General features: G+C 56.4%; 11 protein-coding genes. 2 read left to right on the forward strand and 9 right to left on the reverse strand.

Annotated features, from left to right (window positions below; genetic code table 11):
• Window positions 1-62: 62 nt before the first annotated feature.
• Together HB393_RS18640 and HB393_RS18645 are read right to left on the reverse strand one after the other, a co-directional pair.
• Complete coding sequence (locus tag HB393_RS18640) at window positions 63-821, reverse strand: LytTR family DNA-binding domain-containing protein (RefSeq protein WP_213806710.1); 759 nt, start codon at window positions 819-821, stop codon at window positions 63-65.
• Window positions 793-1,959, reverse strand: a complete 1,167-nt coding sequence (locus HB393_RS18645) for a histidine kinase (RefSeq protein ID WP_213806711.1) — start codon at window positions 1,957-1,959, stop codon at window positions 793-795. The genes HB393_RS18640 and HB393_RS18645 overlap by 29 nt, the downstream gene beginning before the upstream one ends.
• 466 nt (window positions 1,960-2,425) lie before the next feature.
• On the opposite strand from HB393_RS18645, the gene HB393_RS18650 reads away from it, so the two are divergent.
• The gene (locus HB393_RS18650; RefSeq protein WP_213806712.1) at window positions 2,426-3,292 is read left to right on the forward strand and encodes a tetratricopeptide repeat protein; all 867 of its coding nucleotides are present in this window, start codon (window positions 2,426-2,428) and stop codon (window positions 3,290-3,292) included.
• A 17-nt stretch (window positions 3,293-3,309) separates the two neighbouring features.
• On the opposite strand, the gene HB393_RS18655 is transcribed toward HB393_RS18650, so the two are convergent.
• The 4 genes from HB393_RS18655 to HB393_RS18670 form a co-directional block, all read right to left on the reverse strand.
• The gene (locus HB393_RS18655) at window positions 3,310-4,023 is read right to left on the reverse strand and encodes a RibD family protein (RefSeq protein WP_213806713.1); all 714 of its coding nucleotides are present in this window, start codon (window positions 4,021-4,023) and stop codon (window positions 3,310-3,312) included.
• A gap of 256 nt (window positions 4,024-4,279) precedes the next feature.
• Window positions 4,280-5,035 carry an SDR family oxidoreductase gene (locus HB393_RS18660; RefSeq protein WP_213806714.1) on the reverse strand — a complete coding sequence of 252 codons (756 nt, stop codon included), beginning with the start codon at window positions 5,033-5,035 and terminating at the stop codon, window positions 4,280-4,282.
• Between the two features lie 94 nt (window positions 5,036-5,129).
• Entirely contained in the window at window positions 5,130-5,510 is a 381-nt protein-coding gene (locus HB393_RS18665) for a cupin domain-containing protein (RefSeq protein WP_255551343.1), read from the reverse strand.
• 139 nt (window positions 5,511-5,649) lie between these two features.
• A complete protein-coding gene (locus HB393_RS18670; protein WP_213806715.1) occupies window positions 5,650-6,582 on the reverse strand; it encodes an RNA polymerase sigma-70 factor in 933 nt (310 codons plus the stop codon).
• A 176-nt stretch (window positions 6,583-6,758) separates the two neighbouring features.
• On the opposite strand from HB393_RS18670, the gene HB393_RS18675 reads away from it, so the two are divergent.
• Window positions 6,759-8,534: a di-heme-cytochrome C peroxidase gene (locus tag HB393_RS18675; RefSeq protein WP_213806716.1), complete on the forward strand. Its 1,776-nt coding sequence runs from the start codon at window positions 6,759-6,761 to the stop codon at window positions 8,532-8,534.
• 8 nt (window positions 8,535-8,542) lie between these two features.
• Here the strand turns inward: HB393_RS18675 and HB393_RS18680 are convergent, their stop codons facing one another.
• The 3 genes from HB393_RS18680 to HB393_RS18690 all read right to left on the reverse strand — a co-directional run bounded on the left by HB393_RS18680 (window position 8,543) and on the right by HB393_RS18690 (window position 14,526).
• Window positions 8,543-9,418: a DUF1080 domain-containing protein gene (locus HB393_RS18680; protein ID WP_213806717.1), complete on the reverse strand. Its 876-nt coding sequence runs from the start codon at window positions 9,416-9,418 to the stop codon at window positions 8,543-8,545.
• A 194-nt stretch (window positions 9,419-9,612) separates the two neighbouring features.
• Window positions 9,613-10,203: an outer membrane beta-barrel protein gene (locus tag HB393_RS18685; RefSeq protein ID WP_213806718.1), complete on the reverse strand. Its 591-nt coding sequence runs from the start codon at window positions 10,201-10,203 to the stop codon at window positions 9,613-9,615.
• A gap of 18 nt (window positions 10,204-10,221) precedes the next feature.
• Window positions 10,222-14,526: a choice-of-anchor D domain-containing protein gene (locus tag HB393_RS18690; protein WP_213806719.1), complete on the reverse strand. Its 4,305-nt coding sequence runs from the start codon at window positions 14,524-14,526 to the stop codon at window positions 10,222-10,224.
• Between the last annotated feature and the right edge of the window lie 148 nt (window positions 14,527-14,674).

The following is a 14,674-nucleotide window of genomic DNA, read 5'->3' on the forward strand; positions in this document are numbered from 1 at the left end:
ATCGCGGGTTGGCTGTATGAGGCAAACCGCTGCGCGTGCACAGCCGTGTGTATCTCAGGTGCTTAGTTATGAAGAAGAGCCTGAACGGCGTCCTTATACTGTCTGCCTGTAGCGAGACGTATGCCGCTTCGTAGCTCCATCTCATAGGTGCCGCTGAGCATCGGGTGAATCGCGAGGATGCGAGAGAGATTGACGATGCGGCAACGATGGATGCGAAGAAACTTGGCGGGATTGAGCCTGCTCTCGATGTGAGTTAGGCTCTCGCCAAGCAGGTATTGCTTTGGCCCACAATGTAGCTGGACGTAGTTATTGGCCGACTCTATCCAGTCGATCGACTCGACCGGGACAAGGTCGAATTGCTCTCTTTGTCTGACCGCGATGCGCTCCGGCCATCGGCGGGGACGCGTGTCGAGCAGCGCCTGCAGGTGATCGGCGAGTGCTGCCTGCCGCTGTTCGGCGATGCGTTCCTGTGCACGGTGCACGCTATGGCATAGGCGTTCATCGTCGAATGGTTTGAGGAGATAATCTACCGCGTTCAGTTCAAACGCTTTGACCGCGTACTCGTCGTAGGCAGTGACAAAGATGACGGGCGGCATGCGTTTCGGGCCAATTCCCTGCACCACATCGAGTCCGGTGCCATCTTGCATCTGCACGTCCAGCAAGACCAGATCGAATTGTTCTGACTCGAGAGCCTGCATGGCCTCAGCCACGGAAGAAGACTCCCGTGCGATCTCGATTCCCTCGATGGACGATAGCCCGTTGCGAATACCGGCGCGGATCAAGGGCTCGTCGTCAACGATGAGCAAACGAAGTGAATTCATGCAAAGACGCCTCAGGAGGTGCATCCTTCATTCGTAACGGAAGGACGATGCGCGCCTCTGTGCCTCCCTCCGAGAGTGGATGGATAGAAAATGTGTGCTGGTCAGAGTACATCCGTGCCAGACGTTCGCAGGTCGATCCGAGCCCGATGCCCATCTCCAGGTCTTCGAGATTCTGCTTCGACAGGCCGATGCCGTTGTCGGTTACGGTCAACACCAGCTCACCGGATCTGCGTAGGCAGCCTATCTTGATCTGGCCGGTCTGCTGTTTTCCTCCCAGTCCGTGGATCATCGCATTTTCTACAAGAGGCTGAAGGATAAAGCTGGGAACCACTGCCTGTTCCAGTCCGGGTTCCAACTCAAACAAGACCGAGAGCCGGTTGCTGAAACGCATCTCTTCCATGGCGACGTACGCTTTGGTCAAGGCTATCTCCGCGGAGAGAGTGGTCTCCACCTCCGCTCCTTTGCCAAGGGAAGAACGCAACAGATCCCCCAGACGCGTAAGCATCTTGCTCGCGATCCTTGGGTCGTGACGTATCAGCGTCGAGATATTCTGCAGACTATTGAAGAGGAAGTGAGGATTGAGACGCATGCGGAGTGTTGCCAGTTCCGCCCGGCGCAGGCTGCTCTCAAGCTCTGCGCGCTCCAGCGCTAGTTGTGCGGTTCTACGCTCACTCTCCTGCAGATCAATCAAATTGCGGAGGATGCATGCACCTATGACGGAGGAAAAATAGAGCATCCCCTGCATCATCAGCTCGCAGTTTGAGATGGACCACAGGGTCGGCAGGGGCATTATCGACTCGTGAACAGCTCGCCACAAGGCCGTGCTCAAAGCAACCGTCATGACGTGCGCAAGGCACACGAAGGGTATCCCCACGAGGGCGAGAGCGGTTAGATTGTGGAACCATGCCGACCGCCTGAGTGGAAATCGCTCTTCCAGGCGAAATACCAGGAGCGTAAGAAAGGCCCAGGGGTAGAAGGAAGTTAGCCATCCGGCGAGGCCGATCAGAAGGCGTTCGTGCGAGTTACACATCAGGAGAAGATGGCGGGCGAACGTGATGCTGCCGAGCAACGTCCAGGCTAACAACAACGTGCCGAAGCGCGTGTATCGAACTGTCGACTGCATGTTCACGATGCGCATCCTGGATCTCAACTTTGTTTGAAGATTATGCTCTTCGCTCAATTCTGGCACAAAAAATCGCGCCTAACCGACGCAATTTGGCCTGAGATGCTTCCGGCGGTGGTGAACAGCACTCTGGGGAGGGCGAACGTTCGTGCTGTCTTCTGAATGAGAGGGTTGTATGCCGTTTGTCCATACAAACTCCTGACTGGCCCCGGATCGGCGGCTTACCAAGCTGTGTGTACCATTCGCCATTGAAAGCAGGTTATTGGCACAAAAAGGGTAGTGGCTTTTTCTATGCCGGCACACTATGGGATTGCATTTGATAACTCATCCCACTGATTCCGAGGTCAAAGCCATGAATATCAAAACCCGTCTATCGGCATTCACGCTAAGTCTTCGACTTACTTGTGCTTTCTTTTTGTATTTCGTAGCTATTGGATCTTTACTCCACTCGTCTGCGCTGGCGCAAGATGTAACTTCCGGCGTGAATGGGATATCCGTTCGAATCGCGCAGCAACTACAGAAGATTGAAGCTGGAGAGCGGGCGGGATTGTCTACGGCGAAGCTCGGATATATGTGGTCGGTACTAGCGTCTCAATATCAAGATGCGGCGGATGGCGCGAGGGCGTTGGATGCGTATGAGCGCGCTCTGCACTTATTGGCGAAGGATCCTGGGAGCAGATCGAATTATGCTACATCTTTGGACAATCTGGGAGCGTTGTACTTGGAGTACGGACGAATCGCTGAGGCAGAGAAGGTCAGGAAGAGAGCCTTGGAGATTCGGACGGAGATCGGAAACCCGATCGACATCGCGAAGAGCGAACAGCATATGGCTGAGGTTGCACTCTCCCAGCATCGCTATAAGGATGCGGCGAGAGGCTCGCGGAGAGCGCTAGAGATATTGTCGGCGACGGGAGCCGCAGATAGGAGGTCGAATATTACTTCGGAGTTATCCGCGCTAGTGAGCCTGACGTATGCCGAGTGCATGCAGTCGAAGCAGGAGGATGCGTTGCAGCATGCCGAGAGAGCTATACGGCTGGTTGAGAGCGCGTTTTCTTTGAACTCCTTGGAGCGGGCACATGTATCGATGGCGCTTGGGGCGGCACAGTGGAAGATGGGGCAGATTGCAGAGGCCGAGCAGTCGATGAAGGACGGGTTGAGCATCATGCGGGAGCGACTGGGAGAGAACAATCCAATGGTGATCGCGGCTACGTTTGAGTATTGCGACTTTCTGCAAGCGATACACCGGAATGCGGAGGTCGCGGTGCTTAGGAAGGAACTCTCAGAGAGGATGTCAGGGATGACGAGACCCCTCCCTGGATATGCTGTAAGTGCTTATGCACTTCGATAACGATGGGTTCTTATAGCTTAACTTTGCGCTGGTTTTATAACTTGGTAGCGTATCCAAAGCGCATCGTTGCTCTGTTGTTCTACTGACTTGAGTTTCAAGGGGACGGCTCGGAAATCGTCCTGCTCCTTGGAGTCCGCGGAGATTCCATCGAAGAGGGTGGCGATGCCGGAACGTCCGTCGATACCTGGCTGCAAGATGAGGCTGATCTCATCTACAAGGCCTGCGCGCAGCATCGAGCCGTTGATGTGTCCGCCGCCCTCCAGCAAAAGGGTCTGGATGCCGAAGTGTTCGCCAAGCAGATCCAGGGCTGCGGGTAGGTCGACGGAGTTTTTGCCGCAGACAAGATAAGAGATGCCACGGTCGCGCAGGTAATCCAGATAGGCCTTCGTGGTCTGTTCACTGAGCACACATACGAGGTGATCTCCATCGAAATCACTTTTGTTCCAGCGGAGGCTTCCCTTCGTATCGACTGCGATGGCGTAGGATTTGGCGCGCGTCGCGACATAGGGAGCTTGCGGGCCTGCGGACGGGGAGTTCTCAGTTGGTACGAATGGCTCGGCGTCAGCAAAGTGCTTCTGCATGGTGACTCGTCCACAGATCCAGGCGTCGCCGCCAAGCTGGCTGCCTAGCTTTTCGTAGTCTCCGGGGGTGGCGATCTGGTTCGCTGCTGAGGGGTCGATCCTGCCGTCGATCGTCGCACTCATGTGACAAATAACGTGTAGCTTTCTCATTGATGTCTTCTTCCCTTTGTGAAGGATCTAGATGGAGTTCATAGGCGCCATCGTGAGATCGTAGTCGTGTCTTATGACAACTACGATCTTATCGATCTGAGCATTGGATGTGCTATTGGCTGCTATGGATTGTTTCGATAGCCGTTCACTGGAGACAAAACATTGAGCTTACTTATTTATTCCAACTGATAGTGGGCGCACACAAAGGCCCAGCCATGGTCCGGTCTACGTTAGACGGACCATGGCTGGATTTGGCTTACTTCTGGATTGTGGAGTGACTCAGCCAGTCCTCGAAACGGGTTGGGCCGAGGCGCGGGTTATCGCTGGGGGTTAGAGAGTTCTTGTCCACCTTTGCCCCGAAGTAGATTGTCTGGGTGTCCGTGGTCACTTGTCGTGGGTCGTGTTTGGAGCTTAGGAGTCGACGAGCGAATTCGTCGAGGCCGAGCGGCTCGGGGCCGGCTACGTCGACGATTCCATTTACGGGCGGGTCCAGAGCTACGCGGGCGAGTGCGGCGGCTACGTCATCGGCTGCGATGGGCTGCATGACGACAGACGACAGGAGAACCGTGTTTCCGTTGGTGCTCCCGTCGGCGAGTTGTCCGATGAACTCGAAGAACTGCGTTGCGCGAAGAATGGTGTAAGGGATGGATGAGGCCTGGATCAGCCTCTCCTGAGCGACCTTGGCGCGCATGTAGCCGACGTTAGGCATACGATCGGCGCCGACGACGGAGAGAGCTACGTGATGGCGTACTCCAGAGGCGGCTTCTGCGGCGAGAATATTTCGGGCTGAGGTTTCGAAGAACTTCAATACGGCTGTGTCCTCGAAGGATGGCGAGTTCGCCACATCGACGACGACCTGAGCGCCTTTAATTACTTCGGGAAGTCCTGCTCCGGTGAGGGTGTCGACGCCAGAGGAGGGTGACGCCGCTACTGCTTCGTGCCCGTGTTCGCGAAGCTTGTTCACGAGCTTTTTTCCGATAAGTCCGCTTCCGCCAATTACTACGATTTTCATGGTGACCTTTCGCTTGTCCGTTGCTGGACGAGTTTGATCCGAGATCGTCTTCGGTTAATTTGTGGTTCCGATGCGAGTTTGCCTGGGTGTTGCGTTACTTCGCCGGCACCAATACCGGCGCGCCTTTGGCCTTCACCAGTAAGACGAGGAACTTTGCGGGCTTAGTCTTGCTTGCGTTCCTGCCGACGATATGGACATCGTCGAAGCCTTCATAGAAGGTCTGTCCTGGCGTCAGCGTTACTGGCTTTCCGCCCTTCACCTGCATCACGATGGAGCCCTCCAACACATAGAGGAATGCATCCGCGTTGTGGCGATGGATGGGATCGGACCCGCCGGGCGGATACTCTACTGTGATCATCAGGCCTTCCTTGCCGGGGATGTCCGTGAGGTCTTTCGACAGCAGTGAGGTGACCTTCGTCTCCTGCGCCATGAGCGTGCTGGATATGAGGCATAGCACTATCAATATTCTTTTCAATTTTGACTCCTTTCCCTCGTCCTCCGAGGCACTCACCGAGCAGATCGGCTTCGTGTACCAGCTATGACAGGGCACGGGATCGTTTTGTGACACGATTCTGCGAATGAGGTCTATTGCGATTGTTTTTTGCTTCGGCCACTCAGTGACTGGAGGAGTTTTTTTGTGGCCCAGGCACGACATTTGGTGATGAGATCGCGGCGAGCTTGGCAGGGTTCATCATCCACAGGATCTGGTCGATGCCCTCGGGTGAGGCGTCAACCGTCGCTAAGGTAAAGACGACACCGTCCCGCGAGAGGAGCACGGATGCCTGTCCATTGGCTTCAATCCAGGATAGCGTCACACCGGTCCAGAAATGGGAGGCGAAGGCAGAGATGAACTCGGCGACGCGGGCGCGGCCGAGGATCGGGATTCGCGCTGCGCGCGCGACTCCGCCGCCATCCGAGTAGGAAACGATATCGGATGCGAAGAGAGCTTCCAGGGAGGCGGTATCGCCTTTGCGGGCCGCGGCGATGAAGGCTTCGAGAAGGCGTCGCTGCTCAGCGAAGGTGACGCGGGCGCTACGCTCGTCGGCGATATGTTTGCGGGCGCGAGTGACGAGTTGGCGGGTGTTTGCTTCGCTCAGTTGCAGGATGTCAGCTATCTCCCGATAGGGGTAGTCGAAGGCTTCCCGGAGAACATACGAAGCCCGTTCCGTGGGCGAGAGTTTTTCCAGCAACAACAGTACCGCGAATTGGAGTGCTTCACCCCGTACTGCTCCCAGTTCGGGGTCGGCGCTGGTGTCCACCGGCTCCGGAAGCCACGGCCCGACGTAGGTTTCGCGACGGGAGCGGGCGGACTGGACGACGTTAATGGCGAGTCGCGTGGTCATGGTAGAGAGGAATGCCGCCGCATCCAGGACCACACTGCGATCCGTGGCTTGCCACTTCAACCAGACGTCTTGCACGAGGTCCTCGGCTTCGGCCGAACTTCCGAGCATGCGATACGCAATTCCGAACAACCTGGGGCGCACCCCGACGAAGACTGAAGCGGCGTGGTCGAGTGTATCGGTCTCCCCTGGGCGTTCTGGCTGCATATGCTCATTGTAATGGCAATATTCTGCGCGCCGGATTCTTCGGCTGGGCCGGAAATACTACCGATAAATAATGTTGCGTGATTTTCTTGTCGGTACGGAGTAAGCTGGCGGCGCAATAGAATGTGCACTCTGTGGTGGGGTCCCTTCTCTACATCTATGTTTCGCCAGGAGCTTGCATGAAGATGCGAACGAAGCGTCTTGTGAGTGTTATCGCGCTTAGCGCCGGTCTGGAACTGATGGTTGGCTGCCAACAGGTGTCGCAACTGAAGGTGCTGTTTACCAAGCGTCCAAGCGAGGATCTGCCCGCGTATAAGCCGGTGGATGTCCGGTTCCTGGATCAGCACTGGAGCGGATCGCAGCGACAGACTTTTTACCACACGCCACAAGGAACCGAAGTGATGCCCTACAAGTGGTTCCTTGCGCTGGAGCAGCCGGGGATCAAGGTGTTTGGGACAGTTCCGATGTTTGCCGAGACGAGTTATATGGCGCGATTCGGGTTTCTGCCGAACGGTGTGGATGCGGGTAATCCCGATGGTCTGCCGGTGGGGTTTGCGAAGGCTTCTATCGTCGATCCCCATACGGGTGTCGCGCTGGATGTGGTGGGATTTACGTGTGCGGCTTGCCATACAGGGCAGGTGGAGTACCGAGGCAAAGGAGTGCGGATCGATGGCGGATCGGCGGCAGCGGACCTCTCGGCCTTTCAGAACGAGGTCGCGTATGCGGTCGGATTTACGGATAAGATTCCGTTTCGCTTTGGGCGATTTGCGAAGCGGGTTCTGGGCGAAGATGCATCGAGCGAGGAGAAGAAGAGGCTCCGGGAGCAGTTGCGGGCGTTCATCAGTGCGGGGCAAACTGAGTTCAAACTGGATGAAGATAGAAAGCTCTATGCTTCTTCAGGGTTTGGGAGGACGGATGCGCTGGGGCGGATTGGGAATTTTGTCTTCGGCACGGAACTGGACAATGTTAACCTGCGGGTAGCGAACGCGCCGGTGAAGCTGCCGCCGCTGTGGTACACGAGCTGGTTTGGATGGGTGCAGTACAACGGTTCGATCCAGCAGCCGATGTCGCGCAATGTGGGTGAGTCGCTGGGGGTGCGGGCCCGGGTGAATCTTACCGATCGGGCCAAGCTGTTTGAGTCGACGGTGAGTGTCAAAGATCTCTGGGATATCGAAGAGTTGCTGGCGGGCGAAAAGATGTTCGAGGGGTTGAAGGCCCCGGCGTGGCCGGAGGATGTGTTGGGCCCGATCGACCGGGCGAAGGCAGCACAGGGAGCGTCGCTCTATAAGCAACACTGTGAGCAGTGCCATTTGCCGTCGGTGAAGTCGCCCGACATACAGGATGCTGCGTACTGGGAGCCGGGCCTCGCGGGCCGACGTTTTCTGAAGCTGAAGCTCATTCCACTCGAGGAGATCGGTACAGATCCTCGCGAGGCTATCGACTGGGCAAACCGCACTGCCGTGACGGGTGCGCTTGGACTGGGAACCGTGCCCGCGACCGTTGGGTTGCGCCTGGTGACTGCGAAGGTCCGCGATCTGGAGTACGACAAGATGAACTTTTCGCAGGAGCAGCGGATGGAGTGGAACGGCTACCGGGAGGATGGAGTGACGGCTCCCCTGGCCTATCGCGCGAGACCGCTGGAAGGAATGTGGGCGACGCCACCGTTTCTGCACAACGGGTCTGTGCCCAATCTGTATGAGTTGCTGTCTCCGGTTGAGGAGAGATCGAAGACGTTCTATCGAGGGAGCCGCGAGTTCGATCCGAAGCGGGTTGGGTATGAGCAATCGAAGATTGATGGCGGCTTCTTGTTCTCTACAGATCAGCCGGGAGATCCGCATCCGGGAAACTCGAATGCGGGGCATGAGTTCAGGAATGGGTCCGGTAAAGGTGTGATTGGACCGCAACTGACGGAGGCGGAACGGTGGGCGATCATCGAGTATCTGAAGATACTTTAGGTAGTCCTCTAGTCGAACTTCCTAAGCCATATGTCCCGCACGGAGATTTTGCACGGCTGGCTTTCGATCTCGAAGCCGATTAGTCCCGGCTGATTATTGACCGAGTCTTTGTTGTCATCGATGAAGACGGCCATCAACTGGCCGTTCATGATGTGCATCATGACGCCGCCGCGGGCGATGATCTCATAGTCGTTCCACTCGTTCACCTTCACATAGCCACCGAGCGCCTGCTTGTCGCCGATGTTGGCGACGAGGCGATTGGTCTGGCCTGGCAGGGCCTGTGTTACCTGGCCGCGGTAGGCGAGGATTCCCTGCATCGTATTTTCTGAGTACCACTGACCGGTGTACGACGCAGACTGTGCACGGACTGGAAACCAGAAGTCGGCCTGTGGACCGGTCAGCATGAACTTGAGATCATAAGGTGGTTGGCCGGCGGGTTGCGGCCGCGTCCACGGAACACCGGTGAGGCTGCGGTACTGTATTCCACCGCCGCCGCCCTTCTCGATCTTCATCTGCAGCTTCAGGTCGAAGTCGCGGGTCTTGTCGCCACGGTAGACGATGTAGTTGTTGCCCTTGGGCTTGCCGTCGAGGGTCTCCCCCACCATAAGTCCGTCTTCTACGCGCCAGATGCTGGGGTCGGCGTCCCATCCGGTGAAGCTTTTGCCGTCGAAGATCTGCTTGTATCCGGTGTGCTCGTCGATGTCATATGGCGTGGGGTCATGGAACTTCGGCATGCCCAGGAGCTTCTCCCCTTGCGAACCCGTCTGAGGGGGCCGCGCAGCAGGAGACTCCAGCGCCGACGGCACGGATTGAGCGATGAGAGCAGCAGGAAGCGCTAAAGGCAAGGCACTTAGCACGGTGACCGGCAAAAATGAGCGGCACATGAAACGTATACGGGAGCAACGCGATGCAAACATTAAGTTCGTGCCTTCCGATTGAGACGATTCAATAACGGAAAGATTGTAGCGGGAATAAGGAGCCTTTGGCGATAGGTTTCTCGTATTGAGACGTACACGAAGAGACGCTGCCGCAGGCAGTGTTTCGATCTCATCCTGGATCGGTCGCGCTGAAACTAGAGCTACTGTGGGATCCGAAAGACTACACCTGCGCCGAGTCTGAGGTTGTTTTGAACATTTGTTGTGGCATTCGGAAACTGCGTGCGGAGCCAGTCCGCCTGGATCGCACGAATTGCAAAGTGCCGGCTAAGGCGAACGTCCACGCCACCGCCAACCTGCAAGGCAAAGGAATTATAGTCAGAGGTAGCTCCACCAGTGGCTGGGAAGAGGCTATTCCATCCATGCGATTCGCCGATTAAACCTTGTCCGAAGACAGCGAACTTTCCTGAGCGCTTGTTCCATGTGTAGCGCGGGCCGAAGGTTGTGGTCAGCAGGTTCAGATCGATGCCAGTACCGAGGATGTTCGACGCCTCAGAACCAGCAATGTTCATCGCGAGGCCGAACCCATGGGAGACGTTTGCAGATAGTTCAAAGGTTCCCCCCTGCATCCAAAAGACGTTCCCCGTGGTGAGATTACTTCTTTGGGCAGCATAGGTCAGCGCTATGTCAACCTCTTTGTGGGACGGAGAGGTTGTTTGTCCTATCAGGGCCGGCGTTGCGACGAGGACGATTGCGACACCCCATAGGATCAGATTGCGGAGCGAATTGCGCATGATTATCTTCTCCTTCAGTTATTGCACGTTGAGAACGACAGAAGTTGAATGCTGTAGAGACCCGCTGGTTCCTGTGATGGTGATGGTGAACGTCTGTTGCGGCTGCCCGAAGAAACCGTTGTTCGATCCGCATCCGCTTAATCCAATGAGCGCTCCTGCAGAGAAGACGTAGGCCAGCAGAGTCAAGAGGCGGACTTTACTGAATGCCCTACGGACTCTGCGCGAGACGGTCAGCGGAATCAAGAGTGCGAGGATAATACCTCCCAGACCTTCGATAGAGCCAGCAATTGCTACAGGCTTCGCGGTTTGTATTGTAAGAGTTGTGCTAACGGCGGTGGGGCCTGGCGTTACCGTTGGCGGCACGAAGCTGTATGTCGCTCCTGGAGGGAGTCCTGAGGCGGTGAGCGTAATGGCTCCTGGGAAGACAACGTTAGTCGGAGCCAGGGTGAAGACGTAGACCGCTGCTGCGCCTGGAACTACCGTTTGCGTGGATGGCGTGCCGGCGAGATTCAGCGAAAAATCCAGTACGACAGCCGTAACGACGAAGGTGGCAGTCGAGGAGGTGAGACCTGTACTGGAAGCCGTGACTAGATATTTTCCTGCGGTTGGATAACTGATACCGCTAAGATTCACTGCGGCAATACCATTTGTAGTGGTTGCGGTTACAGTCCTGGTAAAGCCGTTTGGACCTGTGATTGTCACAGAAATGGGGATGTTCGCTGTTAGAACGACGGCGCTATTTGCGCTCTGTGCCGCGACGTTGACTACTCCGAGATTGCCTCCTGAGACGAGGGTGGCTGCAACTCCTGTAAGAGCGAGTTTTGTGGCTTGTACTGTTATAGGTGTTACTACGAACGGCGCTGTTGCTGATGTCAGACCTGTACTCGATGCCGTGACCGTGTAATTGCCGGCAGTGGGGTACGGTATGGCACTTAGATTGAAGCTGGCCAATCCATTGACTGCCGCGGCTGTTACGGTTTGGGAGAATCCGTTCGGCCCGGTAATCGTCAGTGTGATTGAGGCATTAGACGTGGATACGACAGTGCCATTGCTGCTCTGTACTGCAACTCCGACAGTGCCCTGGCTCCCTCCAGCGGTCAAGGTCGGCGCAACTCCAGTGACCGCCAACTGAGATGCCACGGGGGGTGTCACAGTAAAGGGCGCTGTCGCGGATGTGAGACCTGGACTTGACGCGGTCATCGTATAGCTACCGGGCGTGAGATAACTGAGGCTTCTGAGATCAAAGACCGCCAACCCATTGGCCGCTACTCCGGTTACGGTTTGAGAGTAAGCGTTGGGACCTACAATCGTCAGGGTTATCGCGGAGTTCGCGCTTGGAACGACTTCGCCGTCGCTGCTCTCGACCGAGACGCCGATGGTGCCCTGATTCCCTCCTGCGGCGACCGTCGGGGCGACTCCTGTCAGGGCCAGTTGCGTAGCAGGAAGCGTCACGATGAATTGCACCGGGACTGTGGAAGTGACGCCGGGACTCGATGCTGTCGCGGAGTAGGTCCCAACCGCGGGGTAGGTTGTGCTACTCAAATTGAAGGTCGCAACACCGTTCACGGATGTCGTCGTCACCGTCTGCGAATAACCGCCGGGTCCAGTGATGGTTAGTGTGATCGGAGCATTGGCAGACGTAACCACAGTGCCATCGCTACTCTCCACTAAGACCTGAATGGTGCCCAGGTTCCCTCCTGCGGCTATCGTTGCGGGGATACCTTTCAATTGAAGGATGTAGGTGCCCGTACCGTTCGCCGTTACCGACTGCATCGAGGTTGGATCGTTTCCGACGTTATCGGCGAGGGTCACAGTGCCGTTAAGTGCTCCCGCTGCGGTGGGAAGAAATTCAACGCCCAATACACAGCTTGCGCCCAAACTTAGGGTCGAGCTTGCGCTGCAGGTTGTATGTGCGCCCGAAAGGTTGAAATTGGCTGAAGCCAGCAAGCTACTTACATTCAGCGAAGCATTTCCGTTGTTCGTGACCATCACGTCCTTGGCGAGAGAGGAGGCGCCTACGGTCACGGTTCCGAAGCTAAGAACGCCGTTTGCCACGGCTACCTTGCGGACGACGTTGTTATCGCTGTCGGCGATGTAGATGTTTCCGCTGCCATCCACCGTGACGTCTTCCAGGTAACTGAGGCCTGCTAGATTGGCGGCCGCACCGTCTCCTGTGTACGCCTCCGTTCCAGTCCTGCCACCACCGTTATAAACACCGGCGACGGTGGTGATCAGACCTGTGTTCGCGCTGACCTTCCGCACGATGAAGTTCGATGAATCGGCGATATAGACGTTTCCCGCAGCATCGACAGAGACACCTTCGGGATCGCATAGGGCGGCGAGTGTCGCGAGGCCATTGTCGCCCGAATAACCGCAGGTCGATCCAGGAGCAGCACCGGCATCTGTGGGAGCTATGCCAGCGATCGTTGTGATGATGCCGGTACCGACCGTGATCTTACGGACGACGTTGTTTCCATTGTCGGTGATGTAGAGGTTGCCGAGGCTATCGAGAGAGATACCGTCCGGAGAGGATAATTGAGCGCTTGTGGCTGCTCCTCCATCGCCGCTGAAGCCTATCCCACTGACGTAATTTCCAGCGACAGTGCTCAGGATACCGGTGCTGGCATCTACCTTCCGTATGAGATGTTCAGCTACATCTGCGATGTAGATGTTGCCAGTCCCGTCGACCGCCACCGCTCCAGGTTGGGTCAGGGTGGCGCTCGTAGCTTGAACGCCATCTGCCGTGTGACCGCAGACGCCCACAGTGCCTGCTACCGTCGTCATGATTCCGGTGAGAGCATCCACCTTTTGGATGACACAGCTGCTGTCGTCGGCGATATAGATGTCACCGCTTCCACTGATTGCGATCCGCAGGGGATCCTGGAACGTGGCTCCGATCGCCGGCCCTCCGTTCCCCGTTAGAGGACCACACGCTCCACTTCCCGCGATGGTGCTGGTGAGGCTCGTCGCAACTGCAAACTGTTGGACGACGCAGTTCTGATTGTCTGATGTGTAGACGTTTCCGGCACTATCGGTTGCTATCCCACGAGGAAAGCCGCCGGTTTGTAGGGCTATCGGTAATGTGTTGATGACTCCCGCGTCGAAGCCGGCGAGCGGTCCAATCCCTTGACCGTGTAGATACACCGTTGCCAGCAGGCCTGCCGCTGGCGGTTCGCCTCTGGGGAGGACTATGTTTCTCGTGCCAGAGCCCCGCGGTGAGACAAAGTTGTTGCTCGGTACCGATAGACCCGATACTTGTACCGCTCCCAGCCGGATGCCAGGCGCCAAAGGTTTGAAGGTAGCTGTTACAGAACAGGTACTGCCTTGGGTCAACAACCCGGTGCAGGTATCACTTGTCACAACAAAATCCAGATTCAGAGTCCCTTGTGTCACCACGCGAGCTGTAACCGTGGAGAAGTCGCTGTTTGGATCGACATTGAAGTTAAGCGTGACGGTCTGACTGCAAGGTGATGGAGTGGCGGAAGCTGGGCACAAGTTGGCAGACCCAAGAGCTACAGCGCCCGGAGAGATGATCTTGACTGAGCCGCCGCTGTAGTCTGCGACGTACACATTTCCTGTGCTGTCGATCGCAAGACCCGCTGGGGTCGACATCCCGTTCCCTAAGAAACGAACCTTGCCACTTGGAGAGTACATCTGGACGGTTTGGTAACCGCTGTTAGTGACATAAGCATTTCCAACTTTGTCTAATGCCAGAGCTTGTGGATAGTTCTCAAGTGAGTTCTGAGGCATGACCATGGAGAAGGTTCCGTCGGGCGTGACCTTCTCGATCGTCCGGTTTCCAGAGTCCAGGACGTAAAGATTATCTGCTGAATCGACCGCGACTGACGTGGGATAGTTGATGGAGGCTGCCGCAACTTGTGTTTGAGTACCGCCGGTCGTCACCTTCACAACGCGGCTATTTCCCTGATCGTCGATGTAGACGTTCCCCAGGCTATCGACGGCGACGCCATTTGGCTGCAACAGGCCAGTTCCTACTGGAATCTGCGCGCCGCCTCCTACCGGAATCTTAAGGACACGGTTGTTTCCATAGTCCGCTACGTAAATATTTCCTGCGCTATCCAATGTGATGGCACTGGGATTGAGGAGCGTAGAGCTGATCAGGGTCTGAGTGCCTACTGCATTCAACACTGTGATGTCGGTCGAATTGTTGTCCACCAGATAGCGAGTGCCGGACGAGTCGATCGCGATCGCTGTTGGGGAAGGCAGGGCAGTTACAGTCAAGGTTGTCTGCAAACCGGCGAAGCTTATCTCTTGACCGTGAAGCATGGCCGTAGACGTCAGCATGCCTACCGCAATCAACACTTTATTCAGTCTGCTTCGGAGAGAAGGGATGCCAATGGAACGACGGGGCGCGGAATGGAGACGCATTTAGGAGTACCTCTCTCGTGTTACTCGATACCGGTGAAAACCTATAGTCGCGATGGAGAAACGACATGCTGGAAGCCAGCTT

Source organism: Granulicella sp. dw_53 (assembly GCF_018449545.1).
In the GTDB taxonomy this organism is placed as follows: Bacteria; Acidobacteriota; Terriglobia; order Terriglobales; family Acidobacteriaceae; genus Edaphobacter.

Excerpts from the sequence above, each read along its gene's own strand:
- HB393_RS18660 (WP_213806714.1), bottom strand. The coding sequence starts at position 5,035 with ATGAAAATCGTAGTAATTGGCGGAAGCGGACTTATCGGAAAAAAGCTC.
- HB393_RS18685 (WP_213806718.1), bottom strand. The coding sequence starts at position 10,203 with ATGCGCAATTCGCTCCGCAATCTGATCCTATGGGGTGTCGCAATCGTC.
- HB393_RS18670 (WP_213806715.1), bottom strand. The coding sequence starts at position 6,582 with ATGCAGCCAGAACGCCCAGGGGAGACCGATACACTCGACCACGCCGCT.
- HB393_RS18655 (WP_213806713.1), bottom strand. The coding sequence starts at position 4,023 with ATGAGAAAGCTACACGTTATTTGTCACATGAGTGCGACGATCGACGGC.
- HB393_RS18675 (WP_213806716.1), top strand. The coding sequence starts at position 6,759 with ATGAAGATGCGAACGAAGCGTCTTGTGAGTGTTATCGCGCTTAGCGCC.
- HB393_RS18680 (WP_213806717.1), bottom strand. The coding sequence starts at position 9,418 with ATGTGCCGCTCATTTTTGCCGGTCACCGTGCTAAGTGCCTTGCCTTTA.
- HB393_RS18640 (WP_213806710.1), bottom strand. The coding sequence starts at position 821 with ATGAATTCACTTCGTTTGCTCATCGTTGACGACGAGCCCTTGATCCGC.
- HB393_RS18645 (WP_213806711.1), bottom strand. The coding sequence starts at position 1,959 with ATGCGCATCGTGAACATGCAGTCGACAGTTCGATACACGCGCTTCGGC.